18 protein-coding genes are annotated in these 21,098 nt (G+C 56.5%); 10 read left to right on the top strand and 8 right to left on the bottom strand.

The genetic code is table 11. The features are described from left to right. Positions 1-19 precede the first annotated feature (19 nt). Positions 20-1,078, bottom strand: coding sequence for an ABC transporter ATP-binding protein (locus RUA4292_RS05155; protein WP_058276632.1), 1,059 nt, complete (start codon positions 1,076-1,078; stop codon positions 20-22). After that, positions 1,075-1,881, bottom strand: a complete 807-nt coding sequence (locus tag RUA4292_RS05160; protein ID WP_058276633.1) for an IclR family transcriptional regulator — start codon at positions 1,879-1,881, stop codon at positions 1,075-1,077. Before RUA4292_RS05160 ends, RUA4292_RS05155 begins: the two co-directional genes overlap by 4 nt. A gap of 150 nt (positions 1,882-2,031) precedes the next feature. On the opposite strand from RUA4292_RS05160, the gene RUA4292_RS05165 reads away from it, so the two are divergent. The 10 genes from RUA4292_RS05165 to RUA4292_RS05210 all read left to right on the top strand — a co-directional run bounded on the left by RUA4292_RS05165 (position 2,032) and on the right by RUA4292_RS05210 (position 13,294). Further along, entirely contained in the window at positions 2,032-3,291 is a 1,260-nt protein-coding gene (locus tag RUA4292_RS05165) for an ABC transporter substrate-binding protein (protein WP_058276634.1), read from the top strand. Between the two features lie 96 nt (positions 3,292-3,387). Next, the gene (locus RUA4292_RS05170; protein WP_058271993.1) at positions 3,388-4,311 is read left to right on the top strand and encodes a carbohydrate ABC transporter permease; all 924 of its coding nucleotides are present in this window, start codon (positions 3,388-3,390) and stop codon (positions 4,309-4,311) included. Between the two features lies 1 nt (position 4,312). Further along, positions 4,313-5,161, top strand: a complete 849-nt coding sequence (locus tag RUA4292_RS05175; RefSeq protein ID WP_058271994.1) for a carbohydrate ABC transporter permease — start codon at positions 4,313-4,315, stop codon at positions 5,159-5,161. Between the two features lie 22 nt (positions 5,162-5,183). Then, positions 5,184-6,524, top strand: a complete 1,341-nt coding sequence (locus RUA4292_RS05180; RefSeq protein ID WP_058276635.1) for an alpha-glucosidase/alpha-galactosidase — start codon at positions 5,184-5,186, stop codon at positions 6,522-6,524. A 26-nt stretch (positions 6,525-6,550) separates the two neighbouring features. Further along, the gene (locus RUA4292_RS05185; RefSeq protein ID WP_058276636.1) at positions 6,551-8,260 is read left to right on the top strand and encodes an IlvD/Edd family dehydratase; all 1,710 of its coding nucleotides are present in this window, start codon (positions 6,551-6,553) and stop codon (positions 8,258-8,260) included. After that, entirely contained in the window at positions 8,260-9,027 is a 768-nt protein-coding gene (locus tag RUA4292_RS05190; RefSeq protein ID WP_058276637.1) for an SDR family NAD(P)-dependent oxidoreductase, read from the top strand. Before RUA4292_RS05185 ends, RUA4292_RS05190 begins: the two co-directional genes overlap by 1 nt. Positions 9,028-9,031: 4 nt before the next feature. Next, the gene (locus RUA4292_RS05195) at positions 9,032-9,925 is read left to right on the top strand and encodes a 2-dehydro-3-deoxygalactonokinase (RefSeq protein WP_058276638.1); all 894 of its coding nucleotides are present in this window, start codon (positions 9,032-9,034) and stop codon (positions 9,923-9,925) included. Further along, on the top strand, positions 9,922-10,527 hold the full coding sequence (locus RUA4292_RS05200; RefSeq protein ID WP_058276639.1) for a 2-dehydro-3-deoxy-6-phosphogalactonate aldolase: 606 nt from the start codon (positions 9,922-9,924) through the stop codon (positions 10,525-10,527). Before RUA4292_RS05195 ends, RUA4292_RS05200 begins: the two co-directional genes overlap by 4 nt. Continuing rightward, positions 10,524-11,384, top strand: coding sequence for an SMP-30/gluconolactonase/LRE family protein (locus RUA4292_RS05205; protein ID WP_058276640.1), 861 nt, complete (start codon positions 10,524-10,526; stop codon positions 11,382-11,384). The genes RUA4292_RS05200 and RUA4292_RS05205 overlap by 4 nt, the downstream gene beginning before the upstream one ends. Continuing rightward, positions 11,381-13,294, top strand: a complete 1,914-nt coding sequence (locus tag RUA4292_RS05210) for a beta-galactosidase (RefSeq protein WP_058276641.1) — start codon at positions 11,381-11,383, stop codon at positions 13,292-13,294. Before RUA4292_RS05205 ends, RUA4292_RS05210 begins: the two co-directional genes overlap by 4 nt. A gap of 40 nt (positions 13,295-13,334) precedes the next feature. On the opposite strand, the gene RUA4292_RS05215 is transcribed toward RUA4292_RS05210, so the two are convergent. The 6 genes from RUA4292_RS05215 to RUA4292_RS05240 all read right to left on the bottom strand — a co-directional run bounded on the left by RUA4292_RS05215 (position 13,335) and on the right by RUA4292_RS05240 (position 21,093). Beyond that, entirely contained in the window at positions 13,335-14,600 is a 1,266-nt protein-coding gene (locus tag RUA4292_RS05215; RefSeq protein ID WP_058276642.1) for an ABC transporter permease, read from the bottom strand. Then, entirely contained in the window at positions 14,597-15,517 is a 921-nt protein-coding gene (locus RUA4292_RS05220; protein ID WP_058276643.1) for an ABC transporter permease, read from the bottom strand. The genes RUA4292_RS05215 and RUA4292_RS05220 overlap by 4 nt, the downstream gene beginning before the upstream one ends. A gap of 10 nt (positions 15,518-15,527) precedes the next feature. Next, positions 15,528-16,640, bottom strand: coding sequence for an ABC transporter ATP-binding protein (locus tag RUA4292_RS05225; protein WP_058276644.1), 1,113 nt, complete (start codon positions 16,638-16,640; stop codon positions 15,528-15,530). Positions 16,641-16,758: 118 nt separating this feature from the next. Next, positions 16,759-17,883: an extracellular solute-binding protein gene (locus RUA4292_RS05230; RefSeq protein ID WP_058276645.1), complete on the bottom strand. Its 1,125-nt coding sequence runs from the start codon at positions 17,881-17,883 to the stop codon at positions 16,759-16,761. A gap of 468 nt (positions 17,884-18,351) precedes the next feature. Continuing rightward, positions 18,352-19,434 (bottom strand): ABC transporter ATP-binding protein, encoded by a 1,083-nt coding sequence (locus RUA4292_RS05235; protein WP_058276646.1) that lies wholly within the window; start codon positions 19,432-19,434, stop codon positions 18,352-18,354. Positions 19,435-19,437: 3 nt separating this feature from the next. Continuing rightward, positions 19,438-21,093 carry an alpha-glucosidase gene (locus tag RUA4292_RS05240; RefSeq protein WP_058276647.1) on the bottom strand — a complete coding sequence of 552 codons (1,656 nt, stop codon included), beginning with the start codon at positions 21,091-21,093 and terminating at the stop codon, positions 19,438-19,440. Between the last annotated feature and the right edge of the window lie 5 nt (positions 21,094-21,098).

Here is a 21,098-nt window from a genome sequence, read left to right on the forward strand (position 1 = left end):
AAATTACAAAATGGATTTTTCAGCGAAGGCGGTGACCTGTTTCGGGATCGAACAGCATCGCGCGTTCCGGTCGCACTGACAGCCCGATGCGTTCACCCTGTTTGCTGCGCTGATCTTCTCGTTCCTCGACAATCAGCTTATCGCCATTGGGCGTCAGCAGATACGTATAGCTGACACCGCCAAGCGCTTCGGTCAGATCAACCGTGCAAGTATCGCCTGCCCGATCCACTGTGATGTGTTCCGGACGTATGCCAAGGGTCACTTTACTCATCCCTGCCGGTACGTTTACAGGCACATCCAGCGGCTCGCTGAGAGCCGGGTGCGAAACCTTTCCATCGACGATGTCGCAATCAAGGAAATTCATGGCTGGTGACCCGATAAATCCCGCCACAAACCGATTGTCTGGGTCGCGATACAAATCCATCGGCGCGCCGACCTGTTCGATCCGACCGTCACGCAGCACAACGATCTTGTCGGCCATAGTCATCGCCTCGACCTGATCGTGGGTCACATAAATCATGGTCGCGCCAATTTCATTGTGCAGCCGCGCAATTTCAACCCGCATTTCGACCCGCAATTCAGCATCGAGGTTGGACAGCGGCTCGTCGAACAAAAACACCTCGGGCCCCCGCACGATGGCACGCCCGATGGCGACCCGCTGGCGTTGACCGCCAGACAGGGCTTTGGGTTTGCGCTTAAGGTATTGATCCAACTTGAGGATGGTCGAAGCGTCTTGCACTTTCTTGTTGATCTCGGACTTTTCCACGCCATTCATGCGCAAACCAAAACCCATATTCTCAGCCACAGTCATGTGTGGATAAAGGGCGTAGGTCTGGAACACCATGGCCACGCCACGCTTGGCCGGATCCATATGGGTCACTTCGCGGGCACCAATATGGATTTGCCCTTCGGTTGTTTCCTCAAGGCCCGCGATCATCCGCAGCAAAGTGGATTTGCCACAGCCCGAAGGTCCGACGAAGACACAGAACTCTCCATCTTCGATCTCCAGATCAATGCCGTGAATAACCTGCGTCTCGCCATACCGCTTGATCGCCTGGTTCAGAGTCACACCTGTCATGTTGCTTGCATCCTGTCTGTGTCGGCACTGGGACGGGTCTCAGGGAATCGCCAGGCCTGTGCTTCGGCTCCGATTTGTTCGGCCACACGGCGAACACGGGGAACCCAGGTTTCCAATTGGTCGAAATTCATCCGTTCGGTCGATCCGGTCACGGAAATCGCCCCCAACATCCGCCCGCCCGAGGTGAGAATAGGACAGGCAATGCAGATGATGCCGGGCTCATGCTCTTCGTCATCGACGGCATAGCCACGGTTGCGGATCAGGTCGAGATCGGCACGCAACGCCGCCTCCGAGGTCAGTGTCTTGTCGGTAAAGCGGTGGTAGCTTTGCTGGGACACTGCGCGGTTCAGCGCGGCCTCATCCAAAAACGCCATCATGGCCTTACCGACGCCGGTGCAATAGGCCGGGCCGACCTTGCCAGCCTGCGAATACATCTCAATCGGCTGGGCCGCATTGCGTTTATCCACGTACAGCACCTGATTTGAATCTAGCTGTGCCAAATGCACCGTTTCCCCGGTTTCCCGGCTCAATGCATCCAGAAAAGGTCGCGCAATTGGCGCGAGCGAGCTTTGTGTCCACGCTGCATGAGCCAGCCGAACCAATCGCAACCCAGGCGTGTATGTCTGTCGGTCCAGATCATACGAAAGCATTCCCTGATTGGTCAGCGTTTGCAGGAACCGATACAGGGTCGCCTTTGGGAAATTGCTGCTTTCCAACAGCTCTGCGAATCGAACCGGGCGCGCGAACGCAGCCACCTGATCCAGCACATCACATGCTTTTCCTATTGTTCCGTCACCAGCCACGGATGCCTGTTCTCCTCCAATTAACCCATCGCAATCGGCACGAGGGTCTTGACAAGACTAACCGAGTTGATGTGTAGTTTTCAATATATAAAACACAGTTTCATTATTTGGAACTGAAAAAGTATAAAATGGAAGCTAAGGGAGGAAACCATGCATTCCATATACAAGCGCACTGCCGCCGCTTTGGCAGCCAGTGTCGCACTTGCCGCACCTGTCGCCGCCGAACTGACCGGTGAGCTGAGAATCTTTCTCGATACCTCCAACCCGGCGCCGCGCGCGACGATGGAGGCAATGATCGACCGTTTTGCGGAACAGCATCCGGGACTGGAGATCGAAACAACAGTAATCGACCGCGAGGCGTACAAGACCCAGATCCGCAACTTCCTGACTGCGGATACGCCGGACGTGGCGACGTGGTATGCGGCAAACCGCATGAAGCCCTACGTCGAGGCAGGCCTGTTCGAAGATGTATCGGACTTGTGGGCCGAACCTGAGATCGCCGAAAATCTGGCATCGACCAAAGGTGCGATGACCATCGACGGCAAGCAGTGGGGTGTACCCTACACCTACTATCAGTGGGGTGTTTACTATCGCAAAGACATCTTTGACGAGCTGGGCCTGACCGAGCCAACGACTTGGGAAGAAGAGCTGGCGAACTGTCAGAAGATCGTAGATTCCGGTCGCGCCTGCTATACGATCGGCACCAAGTTCCTATGGACCGCTGGCGGCTGGTTCGACTACTTGAACATGCGCACCAACGGGTTTGACTTCCACAACCAGCTTGCCAATGGCGAAATCAGCTGGGAAGACGACCGGGTCAAGCAGACCTTCGCCAACTGGAAACAGCTGATCGACATGGGCGCGTTCGTCGACAACCATCAGACGTACAGCTGGCAAGAGGCCCTGCCCTTCATGGTGAACGGCGAAGCCGCCGCGTACCTGATGGGTAACTTTGCTGTTGCGCCGCTGCGCGAAGCGGGACTGACCGACGACCAATTGGACTTCTATCAGTTCGTTTCTATCAACCCGGATGTAGAATTGGCGGAAGATGCGCCAACTGATACCTTCCACATCCCGGCCAACGCATCGAATAAAGAAGCCGCGCGTGAGTTCCTGCGCTTTGCCGTTTCCGCGGATGAGCAAACTCAGATCAACAACGGCGCGAACCTGGGCCAGCTGCCTGTGAACGCTCAATCGTCTGTTGATGAAGACAAGTTCCTGCAGCAAGGCTTTAAGATGCTGTCCGCCAACAGCCCCGGTGGCGTCGCCCAGTTCTGGGATCGTGACGCACCTGCGGAAATGGCGAAGGTGTCGATGGAAGGGTTCCAGGAATTCATGGTCAAGCCGGACAATGCTGACCGTATCCTGTCCAAACTGGAACGCGCACGTCAGCGTATCTACGAAAACTAAACCGGTCGGGCCGGGCTTTTGCCCGGCCTGCACCACTTCGTGCGTAAGGCGGGTGCATACCCGACTTACTTCTTTGATCCAAAACCGAGTGAGCGCATGTCAGCCGTCGATGTCCCTGAACAAGAAAGCTGGTTCCACAGAAATCAACAGCGCATAGCGCCCTGGCTATTTTTGGCCCCGGGTCTGCTGTTCTTCATGGTCTATGTGATCATTCCAGTGTTCCAATCGTTCAACTTGTCCTTGTACGAATGGGATGGGCTTGGCGCAGCGGAATATGTGGGTTTTCGCAACTACGAAGACCTGTATTGGGAATTGGCCGACCGCGACGCGTTTTACATATCGCTGAAGAACAACCTGATCTGGTTGATCATGTACCTGCTGGCAATCCCAGCTGGTCTGTTCATTGCTCTGTTCCTGAATCAAACCGTCTGGGGCATTCGACTCTATAAGTCGCTGTTCTTCTTCCCCTTTGTAATCTCTCAGGTCGTGGTTGGACTCGTTTTCACGTGGTTCTATGACCCTACTTTCGGCCTGTTGAACGAATTCCTGGGCTTTTTCGGCTTCGGCCCGCTGAATGTTCTGGGGGATGAGCGTTTCGTCACCTACGGCATCATCTTTGCCGGTCTCTGGCCGCAAACGGCCTATTGCATGATCCTGTATCTCACAGGCCTGAACGCTGTGGATCCTGAACAGATCGAGGCCGGACGTCTGGACGGTGCAAAAGGCGGGCGGATGCTGTGGCATATCATCCTGCCTCAACTACGCCCCGCCACCTTCATTGCTTTCGTTGTCACCATCATCGGCGCGCTTCGGTCTTTCGATCTGATCTCGATCATGACCCAGGGTGGCCCGTTCGGCTCGTCCCGTGTGCTTGCCTATTACATGTTCGAAGTCGCGCTGTCAGAATACGGCTTCCGCATGGGATATGGCGCCGCCATCGCTGTGATCCTGTTCCTGATCATGCTGTGCTTCATCGCTTATTTCCTGTGGTCGATGTACCGCGAAGAAAGGGGGCATTAAGATGTTTCCCAAACCCATCGAAAAACAACCCCGCGGGGCTCAGATCACCTACCAGGCGATGCTGCCCCTGGCACTGCTGCTGTGGCTCGGCCCCCTGCTGGCGGTGGCACTGTTCTCGGTCAAGCCGGCAGCCGACTTTACCAACGCAAACTACTGGGGGATGCCGTCCAGCTTTGAGGGTGCCTACAACTATGGGCAGGTATTCTTCAACTCGGACATGCCACGCTATTTGCTGAACTCGTTCATGATCACCATTCCAACAGTGATCGGTGCCGTTGCGCTGAGTTGCATGACCGGGTTTGCACTGGGGATCTATAAATTCCGCTCAAACATCTGGATCTTTTTCATGTTTGTTGCGGGCAACTTCGTCCCGTTCCAGATTCTAATGGTTCCGGTGCGCGACCTGACGTTGGAGTTGGGTCTCTACAACACCAAAACCGGCCTCGTCTTGTTCCATATCGCCTTTCAGACGGGCTTTTGCACGTTGTTCATGCGCAACTTTATCCGCGCCCTGCCCTTCGAACTGATTGAGGCAGCTCGCGTTGAGGGCATCAGTGAATGGCGCATTTTCTGGTACGTGGTCTTGCCGCTGATGAAACCGGCGATCGCGGCCCTCAGTGTGTTGATTTTTACCTTCATCTGGAACGACTACTTCTGGGCTGTCGTCTTGACCCAGGGTGCGGAAAGCCAACCCGTGACAGCAGGTATAACCAGTTTTAACGCCCAATTTCGGGCGGCCTATCAATTAATGAGTGCCGGCTCCATCGTCGCGGCTCTGCCGCCGGTGGCCATGTTCTTCCTCATGCAGAAACACTTCATCGCGGGCCTGACCCTCGGTGCCGTAAAATAACGTCAAACCAAAGGTTTGCCACATGACCAAGATCACCTTTATCGGGGCGGGTTCCACGATCTTCATGCAGAACATCGTGGGCGACGCCCTGCTGACACCTGCACTGGCCGACAGCCACTTTGCGTTGATGGACATCGATCCCGTGCGCCTTGCCGAAAGCGAGGCCGTCGCCAAGGCGATGATCCGCTCTGTCGGAACAGGGGCATCTGTCTCTACACATACCGACCGGCGCGCCGCGCTTGAAGGTGCCGATTTCGTTATCACCGCCTTCCAGGTCGGCGGCTACAAACCCTGCACGGTGACGGATTTCGAGATCCCCAAACAATACGGCCTGCGCCAGACCATCGCTGACACCCTGGGCGTCGGCGGCATCATGCGAGGCCTGCGCACGGTTCCTGTGTTGTGGGACGTTGCACAAGACATGATGCAGCTCTGCCCAAACGCAACGCTGCTGCAATACGTGAACCCGATGGCGATCAACACATGGGCGCTGGCAGAACGTTTCCCGGCGCTGAAACATGTCGGCCTGTGTCACTCTGTCCAAAACACCGTTGAAGAACTTGCTCACGATCTGGACCTGCCCAAGGACGAGTTCCGCTACAAGGTGGCAGGCGTTAACCACGTGGCCTTTTTCCTGAGGCTGGAACATGAAGGGCGCGACCTCTACCCGGCGTTGCGGCAAAGGTATGCCGGCGGGCAAATTCCCAAACCACCGCTTTTGATGCCGCGTTGCCCCAACAAGGTGCGATATGAGGTGATGGAACATCTGGGCTATTTCTGCACGGAAAGTTCAGAACACTTGGCGGAGTACGTTCCATGGTTCATCAAAGATGGCCGCCAGGACCTGATTGAGCAGTTCGGCATCCCGCTGGATGAATACCCAACCCGTTGCGAAGAACAGATCGCCAGTTGGAAAGAACAGGCTAAGACCCTGACCGACGGGCGTGATATTGAAGTGATCCGAAGCCATGAGTTCGCCGCCGACCTAATGAATGCGATCGTGACTGATACGCCCTACGTGGCGTATGGGAACCTGCCCAATACTGGACAGATCCCTCAACTCCCCATTGGCGCGGCTGTCGAAACACCTTGCCTTGTGGACACTAACGGCGTCCAACCTTCGGTCGTAACAGGTATTCCGCCCCAGCTGATCGCGCTGATGCGCAGCCAGATCAACGTCCAGGAACTGACTGTGCGGGCATTGGTTGAGCAGAACCCAGAATACATTTACCACGCCGCCATGATGGACCCGCATACGGCCGCTGAACTGGACCTGCGTCAGATCCGCAACTTGGTTAGTGACCTGTTGGTGGCACATGCCGATTGGTTGCCAGATTGGTGCAAACCCGCCAAGGCGGCCTGATCCCAATTTAAGAAGGCTGAAAAACAATGACAAAGAAACGCCGCTCTCAGCATTGGTATGGCAAGCTGGACAAGGATGGCTTCATCCACCGGTCGTGGATGAAAAACCAGGGTTTTCCCGATCACGCGTTCGATGGTCGCCCGATCATCGGTATCTGCAACACCTGGTCGGAACTCACGCCCTGCAACTCGGGCCTGCGTGATCTGGCTGAAGGTGTCAAACGCGGCGTGTGGGAGGCCGGAGGGTTTCCGGTCGAATTCCCGGTGATGTCACTGGGCGAAACCCAGATGAAGCCCACCGCCATGCTGTTCCGCAACCTGCTGGCGATGGATGTCGAGGAATCCATCCGCGCCTATGGCATCGACGGTGTGGTTCTGCTGGGTGGTTGCGATAAGACCACGCCGGGGCAGCTGATGGGGGCCGCTTCGGTAGATCTGCCCTCTATCGTGGTCAGCTCTGGCCCGATGTTGAACGGGAAGTACCAGGGAAAAGACATTGGTTCGGGCACGGATGTTTGGAAATTCTCAGAAGCTGTACGCGCTGGTGAGATGACACTGAAGGACTTCATGAACGCCGAATCCGGTATGTCACGCAGCGCCGGGGTCTGCATGACCATGGGCACCGCCTCGACCATGGCGTCGCTGGTCGAAGCGATGGGCATGTCCCTCCCGACCAACGCCGCCCTACCCGCAGTTGATGCCCGCCGGATGGCTCTAGCGCACCTGACCGGCAAACGGATTGTCGAGATGGTGGACGAAGATCTTAAGCCGTCGGACATCCTGACCAAGGAAGCGTTCGAAAATGCCATTCTGGCCAATGCAGCCGTTGGCGGCTCAACCAATGCAGTGGTGCATTTACTCGCGCTGGCGGGCCGCGTGGGCGTAGACCTGACGCTGAAAGACTTTGAAATCGGGTCGGAAATCCCGCTGCTGGTGAACTGCATGCCCTCAGGGAAATACCTGATGGAGGATTTCTGTTACGCAGGCGGTGTGCCCGTGGTTCTGAACGAGTTGAAACCCTTCCTGCGCCCTGCAAAAACCGTTCTGAACAAAGATATCTCGGCGTATTTTGAGGGGGCAGAATGCTTTAACCCCGACGTCATCCGCCCCATCGACGATCCGGTGAAACCCGCCGCGGGATTGCGCGTGCTGCGCGGCAACCTCGCGCCCAACGGGGCCATTGTAAAACCCTCGGCCGCGACGGATGCACTACTGGAAACAGAAGCCGAAGCCTACGTTTTTGAGAGCATCGAGGACTTGAAAGCCAATATTGACAGGGATGATCTACCAGTAACGTCTAAAACCATTCTGGTCCTGAAGGGCTGCGGCCCAAAGGGCTATCCCGGCATGCCCGAGGTCGGCAACATGCCGATCCCGGCCAAACTGGTGAAGGAAGGCGTCCGCGACATGATCCGAATATCCGACGCCCGCATGTCCGGTACCGCATATGGAACGGTGATCCTGCACGTCAGTCCCGAGGCGCAAGCCGGAGGCACCTTGGCCCTTGTCAAAACCGGGGATCGTATCCGCGTGTCTGCCAGCAAGGACGAATTGGAGCTGCTGGTCGATGAAAAGGAACTGGAATCCCGCCGCACCGCGTGGCAACCGGATGATCCGCACTACACGCGCGGTTATGCGAAACTCTATGTCGACCACGTGCTGCAAGCCGATCAGGGCGCGGACCTAGACTTCCTCGTCGGCAAAGACACCCGCCTTGTGACCAGAGAGAGCCACTGATGGACTATCCAGCCACTTTTCACGATCTAAACGGCGCCTCGGTCTACATTACCGGCGGCGGCTCTGGTGTAGGGGCCGCACTGACAGACGGTTTTTTGGCCCAGGGCGCAAACGTTGCCTTTATCGGCCGCTCGGACGCCAGCGCATTCGTTGAGGAAATGCGAGACAAACATGGCCGCGCGCCGCTGTTCATGCAGGGCGACATGACGGATACCGAATTGCTGCACGCCACTATGCAAAAGGCTGCCAAGGCACATGGACCTTTGGATGTGTTGGTCAACAACGCCGCTAACGACAAGCGTCACTCGCTTGAGGAAACCACCGCCGAGTTCTGGGACTGGATGATTGAGGTGAACCTCAAGGCCTACTACTTCGCCTGTCAGGAAGCCTCACGCCAAATGGCTGGCAAAGGCGGTTCAATCGTCAACTTCAGCTCGATCAGCTACATGATGGGGAATGCGGGGTACCCGATCTACACGACGTCGAATGCCGGTATCACCGGGATGACGCGATCATTGGCGCGCGAGTTGGGGCCCAAAAAAATCCGTATCAATGCGCTGGCTCCCGGATGGGTTTTGACGCAAAAGCAACTTGATATGTGGGCGACGCCGGATGACCTGGCAGCGCATTTGGAGCGCCAGTGCCTGAAAGAACACCTGACGCCCGAAGACATGATCGCACCGACATTGTTCCTGGCCTCGGATGCCAGCCGCGCGATGACCGGACAGTGCATGGCCGTCGATGGCGGCGTTGTAGTAACGGGGTAAGGCCATGAATGCAGAGTGGATAGCCGTCGACTGGGGAACATCCCAACTGCGGGCCTGGGCCATGCAGGGCGACACCGTACTGGCGCAATCCCAGTCTGATCGGGGAATGGCCCGTCTGAGCAGAGACGCGTTTCAATCTGCCTTGCTTGACCTGATCGCCGACTGGCTGGGTCCTGAACCTGTCGACGTTGTGGCCTGCGGCATGGTCGGTGCGCGGCAAGGTTGGGTCGAAGCACCCTACTCGGCCGTCCCGTCAGCGCCGCTGCCGGATGCACCTATACGAGTACCGGGAACCGATGCGCGGATACGCGCATTTGTGGTGCCTGGTCTCAAACAGAACGCACCGCCAGACGTTATGCGCGGTGAGGAAACTCAAATATCTGGCTTTCTGGCAACCCGCCCGAACTGGGACGGGGTTATCTGCCTGCCCGGGACGCATTCAAAATGGGTTCAGATCAGCGCAGGAGAAGTCGTGAGCTTTCGAACGTTCATGACAGGTGAGATGTTTGAACTGCTCTCCGAGCAATCAGTGCTCAAGCATTCGGTCGGTGACGGCTGGGACGTCGACGCCTTCGCAGAAGCTACGGCAGACGCGTTGTCCAAACCCGAACAATTGGCTGCGCGCCTGTTCGGACTGCGAGCGGCGGATTTGTTGCACAATCAGGACAAGGGGACAGCCCGAGCCAAGTTATCCGGGCTTTTGATCGGGGCCGAGTTGGGCGCAACACGCCCCTACTGGTTGGGGCAGCAGCTGGCAATCATCGGCGCTGAAGGGATGTCCCAAATCTACGCACGTGCGCTGCAACTGCAGGGCGCTTTCGTGGACACAGCTAACGCAACTCAATGCACATTGGCAGGTCTGGCACAGGCCCGCAAACTAACGAGGCAAACCGCATGAGCCGCCCCATCATCGCCATTTTGCGTGGCTTGCAACCGGCAGAAGCCGCCAATGTAGGTCATGCCCTGATCGAATCTGGTATCAACAAGATCGAGGTGCCGTTGAATTCGCCTGACCCGCTGAACAGCATTGATTCGTTGGCCAGCTCATTCGGCGATCAAGCATTGATCGGCGCTGGCACGGTTCTGACCCCCGAGCAGGCAGAGGCCGTTTCGCAAGTTGGCGGTAAGCTGATCGTTTCCCCGAATTATGACGCCGAGGTCATTGTGCGTTCTGTCGCGCTTAACATGCAAAGCTGGCCGGGCGTCTATACCCCGACCGAGGCGTTTGCCGCGCTTAAGGCTGGCGCGACGGGATTGAAATTGTTCCCGGGTGTCACCGCCGGACCAAGTGGTTTGGCTGCACTGCGACCTGTATTGCCATCGGGTACTTTGGTCTATGCCGTTGGTGGCGCTGGACCTGAGAACTTCGCCGAATGGATCAAGGCTGGGGCAGACGGGTTTGGCATCGGATCGGCCCTGTTCAAACCGGGGATGTCCGTCGCGGAAATTGCCGGTCAGGCCAAGCGGATCGTCGCTGCCTATGACGAGGCGGCTGGATGAGCTTTGTTTTTGATGATCGCCCTTGTGAGCTTGGCGAAGGACCCCTGTGGCATCCTGAACGCAAGCAACTGTTCTGGTTTGACATCATCAACAAACGTTTGATGACGCAGAGCGGGGTTGAGCAACACAGCTGGCAGTTTTCGGAACATGTCTCTGCGGCAGGTTGGGTGGACCGGGATACGATCGTGATGGCCTCAGAAACCGGCCTGTGGCGGTTTGGTTTGGACAGTGGTCAAAAAGACCTGATCGTCTCGCTTGAGGCGGACAACCCGGTCACCCGCTCCAATGACGGGCGCGCAGACCCGTGGGGCGGGTTCTGGATCGGGACGATGGGAAAAAACGTCGAACAAGAGGCGGGCGCGATCTATCGGTACTGGCAGGGCGAACTACGCCTGCTTGTGCCCGAGGTCACAATCTCGAACGCGATCTGTTTTGCCCCAGACAAGTCCCGCGTCTATTACACCGATACAGTCACACAACAGGTTAGGCGCTGCTCGCTGGAGCCTGAGACGGGGTGGCCCGAAGGCAATAGCACGGTGTTTCTCGACTTGCGCGCTGATGACCTTTACCCCGATGGAGCAGTGGTTGACGCAGAAGGCAATATCTGGATCGCCCAATGGGGGGCAAACCGTGTCGCTTGCTATGACCCGAACGGGCGGTTTCGGCATGCCGTTTCGTTTCAGGCCGAACATACATCTTGTCCCGCCTTTGGCGGCGACGATCTGACAACGCTGTTTTGCACCACTGCCCGTCAGGGGTTGGACGCAGACACTGTTGAAACACAACCAACCAATGGCATGACCTTTGGCGCATTGGGCGCGGGCACAGGCCAGGCAGAACACAGAGTCCTTCTATGAAACCAGAACTTGGTGTTTGCTATTACCCGGAACATTGGCCTGAGGCCATGTGGGCCGAAGACGCGGCTCGAATGGTTGAAACTGGCATAAGCTGGGTCCGGATCGGTGAGTTTGCCTGGAGCCGAATGGAGCCGGTTCCAGGCGATCTGAAGTTGGATTGGCTGGACCGTGCAATCGAAACGCTTGGGGCGGCTGGGCTCAAGGTTGTGCTGGGGACGCCTACTGCGACGCCTCCGCGGTGGATGCTTGAGAAACACCCAGACATGCTGGCAGTGGATGTGCAGGGGAATACACGAAAATTCGGCTCACGCAGGCATTATTGTTTTAGCCATCCGGGTTATGTCCAGGAATCCGCCCGCATCGCCCGGATCATGGGCGAGCGCTATGGACGAAACCCGCATATTGCGGCCTGGCAAATCGACAATGAATATGGCTGTCACGATACGACAGTCAGCTATGGCCTCGCCGCTCTGCATGCCTTTCGGCTTTGGCTAAAGGATCAATACGGCAGCATTGAAGCGCTAAACGAGGCATGGGGCAACATATTCTGGGCGATGGAGTATCGCGATTTCGACCAGATTGATTTACCCAATCTGACAGTGACCGAACCCAACCCGGCGCATGTTCTGGCGTTCCGGCGTTTCAGTTCGGATCAGGTCGTTGCGTATAACAAAGCCCAGGCAGATATACTGCGCGCTTTGACCGATGCGCCTTTGTTGCACAATTATATGGGCCGAGTGCTGGATTTCGACCATTTCAAGGTTGGCGAAGATCTGGATATCGCCACATGGGACAGCTATCCAATTGGCTTCCTCTCCGACCGGCTTGAGGCGGATGAAGCGCACAAAACCGCCTTTCTTCAGCAGGGCGACCCGGACATGCAGGCATTTCACCATGACCTGTATCGCGCGGTCGGCCGTGGCCGTTGGTGGGTGATGGAGCAGCAACCCGGCCCGGTGAATTGGGCACCATACAATCCGGCACCACTACCCGGAATGGTTAAGCTTTGGTCGCTTGAGGCAGTGGCGCACGGGGCAGAGGTCGTCAGCTATTTCCGCTGGCGGCAGGCCCCGTTTGCACAAGAGCAAATGCATGCGGGGTTGCTGACACCCAACAACCGCCCTGCCCCGGCCCTGACCGAGGCAAAGCTGACTTCGGACGCGTTGTCAGAAATAGGCAACGTTGTGCAAACACAGGCCCAGGTGGCCATCCTGTTCGACTACGCCTCGGATTGGGCTTGGTCGACACAGCCTCAGGGCGCGGGATTTGACTATTTCCGTCTGGTTTTCTCGGCGTATCGCGCCTTGCGGCGGGCGGGCTTGCCTGTGGACTTCGTGTCCTCAACCAACATTCCGCGTGTTGGTTACAAGTTCATCCTTGCTCCGGGGATAGCCACCGTGAGCGACAATTTGGAGCGTCAATTGGTGGAGGCCAGTGATCTGCTCATCCTGGGTCCACGCAGCGGGGCGATCACACATGATTTCCAGATTCCCCGGGCACGACCCGGTCTGAACGGTCTGAAATGCGACGTCGACCTAGTTGAGACACTGCCGCCTAACATCCGCCGTGGCGTTGAAGGCGGCGGCGCGGCGCAACATTGGATCGACAGGGTTTCGGGGACTGCCCCCAATTTGCTGACATTTGCAGATGGCACCCCTGCGCTTTTGGGTGAAAATCGCCTTTGGTATCTGGCAGGTTTCCCGGATGACACATTGTGGGACCGAGTCGTTGAAATGGCCGCGCGCAAAACCGAGGTTACCCTATATCCGATGCCCAAAGGGTTGCGCCGTCGCGAGACGGCCACGCATGTTTTCCTAATAAATTACAATGCGCAACCGGTCGCATGGAACGGTGACGTCGTTGACGCCTGTGACGTTGCTGTCACGCAGAAAGACGCGCCCGAAGAGTAATAACCTCTCCGGGCGCACGTTTTGGATTTAGCATCAAAACCTACTGGTCAGTCTGCAGGCTGTTGGGGTCGAACACGCCCCCAAAGCCACCGTTGTTTGAAGGGGGAGTTTCAGTGTCTGAACTCTCCTCCTCGGCGTCCCCACCCAGAGTATTCGGTGCGAAGACATTGCCAAAACCACTGTTGTTGGATGGTTTCGGTGTGGATTGCTGCGCACCACCTTGTTCGACTTCTTCGGCCTCGCGCTTCTTACGCTGTTCTTCGCGCTGCTTGCGCAGCTCTTGAATGCGTTGTTCCGCTTCCACGCGTTTCTGCTCTTTCACATTGGCGATGCATTGGCCGGGGTTGTAGGCCGTTGCGGTGCCAACGACAGTGATCGTCGCAACCGCAAACACAACCAGTAGGACAGCCGCCATGTTGCCAGCAAAGAAACTGGGCAGCTTAATCTTGCCGGCCAGCTCCTCAACTGTGGCGCTCTTGCGGGCTGCGGCCACCAGCTCCTGACGCTTCAGCTTGGCTTCGTTCAACAAGGCAAAGAATACTGTCAGTGCCACGATGATGAAGGCCAGAGCCGAAATGGCGGGCGTGATACCATACCGCACTTTTTGGGCCAGTTCGATCGTCAGCGTCGGGTATTCACCAAAGGTGAAAGTGGTCGTGTTGTAGTTCTCGAACGAGGCGAGGAACGCCAGCACTGCAGCCGACGCGATCGCAGGACGCATGAAGGGCAACAGGATCTTGCGGAAAGCCTGAGCATGCGTTGCACCAAGGTCCAACGCCGCTTCGGTCAATGCCACATCGTAACGCTGCAGGCGCGCCACCAGAACCAACATGCAATAGCTTGCAATAAAGGTGGATTGGCCGATTACCGTCAGGAAGATACCGTTAGACAGGAAGCTATCTGCACCCAGTCCCAGCATCCGGTTGATCCGATCCCAGAACACCAAAGTCGAGATGCCCAGAACAACACCCGGGATCAGGATCGGAGCGATTATGATCGTATAGTAGGTCGCGCGCAACTTAGGCCAGATCTGGGTCAGCATCAGCGCACCGGCCAGACCCATCGCCACCGATAGAATAACCGTTCCGGCGCCAATGATCAGCGAGTTCTTGATGCCGTTCAGGATACGCTGATCCTGAAACAGCTCGCCGAACCACTGGAAGGTCAGACACTCCCACGGCGTCATCCGTGGGAAGGCCGAGGAATTGAAGGCCGTGACCGACATGATTACCAGCGGGCCCAGCAGGTACAGGAAAAAGATGACCAGATAGACCCAGATGCTTACACGAAGGAAGGAATTGTTCATTTCCCGATATCCCCCATGTTTACCTTGAACAGGCGCATCATCGCCAGCACGAACAGGATACAGGTCACCAGAAGAACGATGGCGTAGGCGGCACCCTGCGGCCAGTCATTGTTGTCATTGAATTGCTGGTAGATCAGCTGCGTGAACCACAGGCTGGACGGTCCGCCCAGGATTTGCGGCGCGGCCAGCGCACCGGCGCTTAGCATGAACACCATGGTACAGCCCGAGCTGATGCCCGGTTTGGCGTAAGGAATGACCACACGCCAGTGAATTCGCCACCATGGCGCACCAAGATCGCGCGCGGCCTCGATCTGGTTTTTATCCAGACTTTCGATCACGTTGTACATTGGGAAGATCATCAGAAGGATGTAGGCATAACCCAGACCGGCATAGAGCGCGATGTCATTGCGAATAAAGTCAAACGGCGTATCCCAGATGCCCAGCCCCACGAACAGGGTATTCAAAACACCGGTCTCACCAAAGATGATCCGCAGGGCAAAGGCGCGCAAAATCTCGTTGATCCAGTATGGGATGATCAGCATGATCGCGAAGATGCGAATGTGGTTGCCTTTGGACTGGCCCAGATAATAGGCAATCGGATAGCAGAGGATCAGGTTGAAGATCGTCACACAGACTGCGGCCAGCAGTGTGCGAAAAAAGACCCTCAGGTCGACTGCATTATAGGACTGACTACCGCCTTCGGGGCCATAGATCAGGTACTTGTAGTTCTCCAGCGTATAGACGTCCTTGGGCCCGCCAATCTCGGGCGGTGGCAGGTTCGGACGGAAGGAAAAATCCAGCATCGACAGCTGGGGCAGAATGATCAGGCCAATAGTCCAGAATAGGACAAGACCCAATATTGCGGCGCCCATGCCGATGCCGTTTCGGCTAAAGAATTCTTTCAGGAAGCCTGGCATAGTCGGCCCCTTATTCCGCGGCCAATTCACCCGCCGGAACTAGAACCGCATTGCGGGTCTCATATTCCAACGTGATGTTTTGGCCTGTGTGGTCATCGAAGGATTGGCCGAGGTTTGGCAAGGACACCTTGATCTCTTTACCGCCGTCACCTTCGGTGAAGATGTTGAAGACGTTACCTTCGAATTCTTCGTGGTTCACCCGCGCGGTGACAAAGTGATCGCCTGACACACCATCGGCGGCGATCGCAAAAGCTTCGGGGCGAATGAACATCATGGCGTCATCACCCACTGCAAGCTTTCCTTGGTTGGCGGTCGAGATGCGTGCAACCAATTCACCAGACCGGTTCGTTGAAATCAGCGCTTCGTTCCCCATAATCTGTTTAATTTTGCCGCGGAATACGTTGTTTTCACCTACGAAAGAGGCCGCGAATGCAGTGTTGGGGTCATTATAGATAGTCTTGCCATCGGCGATTTGATCGATCACGCCAGCCCGCATGACAGCGATATTGTCTGACATGGTCAGGGCTTCGCCCTGGTCGTGGGTGATATAGATGAAAGTGATGCCGACACGCTTTTGAATCTCTCGCAGCTCGGTGCGCATATGCTGGCGCAGTTTGAGGTCCAGCGCGGACAACGGTTCATCCAGCAGCAGCACGTCCGGTTCCGCACATAGCGCGCGGGCGATGGCAACCCGTTGGCGCTGACCACCGGACAACTCGCTTGGCAGCTTGTCACCCTGGTCTGGCAGTGCGATCATGTCCAGCAGCTCATCGGCACGCTTTCGGCGTTCTTTTGCGCTTGCGCCGCTGATCTCCAATGAGAAGGTGATATTTTCCCACACTTTCATCAGCGGGAACAACGCGAGGTTCTGAAAAATCAGGGCGGTCGGGCGTTTGTTCGGGCCGATGCCCCGCATATCTTTGCCGCCGATCAGAACTTTGCCTTCGCTTGGTTCAAGAAAGCCCGAAACTGCCCGCAGGATCGTTGTTTTGCCGCATCCCGAGGGACCGAGAAACGAAAAGAAGTCGCCCCCGTTGATATTCACGTTTGCATCCCTCACGGCGACAAAATCACCGAAACGGATCCACAGGTTCTCAAGATCTACACCGACCCCTGCACTCATTTTTGGTATCTCCGTCAGGTACGGTCCATGACCGCACCGAAATAGCGTCCGTCACGCCATTGTGGCATGCGGGTTGATAGCCCTCCGCACAGTGGCGGAGGGCACCTTGTCAAAGCAATCAGGCGCTTTTGAACTTGTTGACGAACTCGGTCCGAGTTTCGGCATACCACGGAGCCTCAGCAGGCCATGGGTTCAGGTTTGCCAGTGAGTCGCCCGGATAGGCCTCGGCGAAGTTCTTCTTGTAGGTGTCGCCCGCATATTGGTCGGCACCCAGAACTGGCGAGTTGTAGCCGTGGCTATCGATGGCGACACCAGCAGGCTTGGCCTGATAGGCAAAATCGATGAAGGCATAAACCTGGTCAATGTTCTGCGCACCGGTCGGCATCGACAAACCGTCGACCCATGCCATCGCACCTTCGACCGGAGCCTGATAGTGCACCGGCTCACCAGCTGATTTCAGCGCCAGCGGCGGACCATCCCAAGTCTGGCCGACAATAACGCCTTCGTTCAACAGGCCGTTTTTCTGGGTGTCAGCGTCGTTCCAGATCAGCTTGATCCGGTTCTTCCGCTCGACGCACCAGTCGGTGATCTGACCCCAGACCTTGCGCATGGTGTCTTCGTCGCCGTACGCGGCCCAGACAGAGCCAGGCTCCATCTCACCAGAGGCTTCCATATACAGACCCGCACCCAGCATCATCGAATGCGCGCGGCCCATGGTCTTGCCTGCGTTTGCTTCGGACCAGACGTCCCCATAGGACGGGGCGTCTCCTTCGGGCAGCCACAGGTCGGTGCGGTAGGCAATACCTTCTGTACCCCAGATATGCGGCAGCCAGTGCACTCCGCTGTCACCAAAGTTCCAAGCGTCGGTGCCGATCTGCGCCATCGCAGGGTTCACCAGATCAATCGGAACCTTGTTCATGTCGAAGGGCTGCAACAGTTCCAGCGGCCCCCACTGCAGCGAGCGGTTGTTCGTCGGCGATACGATGTCAAAGCCTTGGCCCTTGGTGGCCTTCATCTTGTTGATAATTTCTTCGTTCGACCCGATACCGGTATAGTTCACCTTGATTCCGGTCAGAGTTTCAAACTCTTGCAGGAATGCGGGCGGCAGATAGTCCGACCACATCAGAATGTTGATTTCACCCGAAGATGCCAGCGCGCTTTTGCTGTAAAGCGGTGCTGCCAGTGCTGCTGCGCCCGCGCCTTTCAGGACCGAGCGTCTGGAAACGGTTTTCCGTTCAGCCATATTTTAGTTCTCCCGTTATTGGACTGTGTTGTTTTGTTATTATAGTTGCCACGCTAGAACTTTGCGGGGGCATTGTCAGGCCAAAAGTGACGGATTGGCAATTTCGTATGTCCAGATTGCGATTTAATCTAGCAAATATGGCTAGTTACCCCTGGGATCGCAGTCACATATGCAGTCACATATTGAGACCGGAGTAGCCTGTTTTGGCAATGTTTCGTAAGAAATTAACACGGCTGCCCGTCGGGCTCGGGACTAGGCTTTGGGCCGTAATTCAAAAGAGGAAAAGAGGTATTTGCCATGCCCGACCGAAAGAACTCACGTCAAAAACAGTCATAAACTGCATGCATTTGGTAACGCACACAGACCTCGGGACTTACCACTGCGGGGCACAGACAACGTTCCAAACTGTGCAGTAAGCGGCATTCGCGTACTGTGCCGCACCTTTCGATCATCATGCGCGGCTCGCGGTCATTTCCTCATGGACAAGCCCTGGTGAAACAAGTGAACCTTGCCCGGATCTGCCGAAACTGCAACGGTTTGGCCCCGCATGTTTTTTTGGACCCCCGGCAGTTTTGCGATTGTGGGATCCTCCCCGTCTTTGGCGGCAAAATACAACAGCGTGACCTCGCCAAGTGCTTCGGTAAAGTCCACAATCCCTTCCATAATCGGATTGCTTTCAACGGGGTGAAAGTCTTCGGGACGCACTCCGATATTTACCTGTTTACCCTCGTCAGCTGCATCGGTTGGGATGCTGGTCACCGCGGTCCCACCACCATCCAGTTTTACGACGGTGCGCTCACCAGCCTGCGTGATGACCCCCGGCAAAAGGTTCATTGCAGGTGAGCCAATAAATTGCGCGACAAACTCATTGTCAGGCGTTTCATACAGTTCGAGAGGGGTGCCAACCTGCGCGATCCCCTTGTTGGCCAGGACGACAATCCGGGTGGCCAATGTCATCGCCTCGACCTGATCGTGGGTGACGTAGACCATCGTGCTGTCCGGCATCGCCTCTTTCAGGCGTGCGATTTCGATGCGGGTCGCGACGCGCAGCGCCGCATCAAGATTGGAAAGAGGCTCATCAAACAGATAAACTTTTGGGTCGCGCACGATCGCCCGGCCGATTGCAACCCGTTGCCGCTGACCACCGGAAAGGGCCTTAGGAAGTCGGTCCAGAAACGGTTCCAACTGTAGGATACGAGCTGCGCGGTCAACTGCTGCGTCGACCTCGTCCGATGGCATTTTGGCGATCTTCAATGCAAAAGCCATATTCTCGCGCACTGTCATGTGCGGATACAGGGCATAGCTTTGGAAAACCATCGCAATGCCCCGTTGCGCGGGCGGTACGTCGTTCATCACCTGACCTTCGATCTCAAGCGTTCCGCCCGAAATCTTCTCTAATCCCGCAATCATGCGCAGCAACGTAGATTTTCCACAGCCAGAGGGCCCGACAAAAACGATCAGTTCACCGCGTTCGATGTCCAGGTTGATGTTTTTGAGCACATCGACGTTGCCATAGGTCTTTGCCACATCCGTGAGATTGAGTTCCGACATGGCTTACTCCTTTTCGCGCATCATCAAACAGAATTGAGCCGCGTCGAGGGTGATGGTCCCCGCCCCTCCGACGCCGCCCAACTCTTGCCCGATTGCCTGCCAGTTATCGTCGGGCAGTGTGATTTCCGCGCTGTCAGATCCCAGATTGAAAGCACAGAAGATCTGCTCGGCACCGTCTTCACGCAGGAAGGTCAGGATCGGACCGGACTGCGCCATCTCGCGCTGTTGGCCAGACATCAATGCGGAATGCGCGTGGCGCAGCGCAATGGCACGGCGATAATGTTGCAACGTCGAATTTGGCTCTTGCTCTAGCCGGTCAACCGCACGCTCGGCCTGCGTTTGGCTGACGGGCAACCAGGGGGCTCCAGTACTGAACCCGGACTGTTCGTCCTGCGCAGCCCAAACCATCGGAGTGCGGCAGCCATCACGGCCCTTGAACTCCGGCCAGAACTCTATGCCGTAAGGGTCCTGCAGATGTTCAAATGGAACGTCCGCCTCGGGCAGACCAAGCTCTTCTCCTTGATACAAGCACGCTGACCCACGCAGGCTCATCATCAAAACGGCGTGCTGACGGATGGCAGCATCGTCCAGCGCCCACCGCGACGCGTGGCGCTGCACATCGTGGTTTGAGAACGCCCAGCAAGGCCATGCATCGCCAGCCTTTTCTTCCAACTGATCAAACACCTGCTTGGCGTATGCGGCGGTCAAAGCGCGTTTTTCGAGAAACTCAAAAGCATAACACATATGCATGCGCTTATCGCCGCTGGTGTATGCACCCATGATCTCAAGACCGCGCTGAGCGTCGCCAACCTCACCCAAACAAGCACGGCCTTCGTATTCGTCCGTTAGTACACGCAACCGTTCGAGGAAGGCGATGTTTTCCGGCTGGCTTTTGGAATAGAGGTGATCCTGATGGTTATAGGGGTTCACCATCGGCGCGATCGAGGCATTGCGCTGATCCATCGGCAGGCCAGGGTTGTCGCGCAGTTGTTTGTCGTGGAAATAGAAGTTGATCGTGTCCAGACGGAAACCATCCACACCCAAGTCCAGCCAGAACCGTGCAACATCCAGAAATGCATCCTGCACGTCCGGGCAATGGAAGTTCAGATCCGGCTGCGACGTCAGGAAATTGTGCAGATAGTACTGCAAGCGCCGGGAATCCCACTGCCATGCGGACCCACCAAAAATCGACAGCCAGTTGTTTGGCGGAGTGCCGTCGGGCTTGGGATCAGCCCAAACATACCAGTCGGACTTGGCATTTTCGCGATTGGATCGGCTCTCCTTGAACCATAGGTGCTGATCCGACGTGTGCGACAGCACGAGATCGATCATCACCTTCAGCCCAACTGAATGCGCCTGATTCAGGAGATACTTAAAGTCCTCCATGCTGCCAAACATCGGATCAACATCACGATAGTCGCTGACATCGTATCCAAAGTCCTTCATCGGCGATTTGAAGAATGGCGAGATCCAGACGGCATCGACGCCAAGCGAAGCGATGTAACCAAGCCTTTGGGTGATACCCCTGAGATCTCCGATACCATCGCCGTTGCTGTCCTGAAAACTGCGTGGATAGATCTGGTAGATCACCCCGCCCCGCCACCATTCGGCGGCTGCTTTGGTTGCTGTTTCGAGTTTCACGGTATTCTGCACGTTCATCAGAC

The organism is Ruegeria atlantica, assembly GCF_001458195.1.
GTDB classification, from domain to species: Bacteria; Pseudomonadota; Alphaproteobacteria; order Rhodobacterales; family Rhodobacteraceae; genus Ruegeria; species Ruegeria atlantica.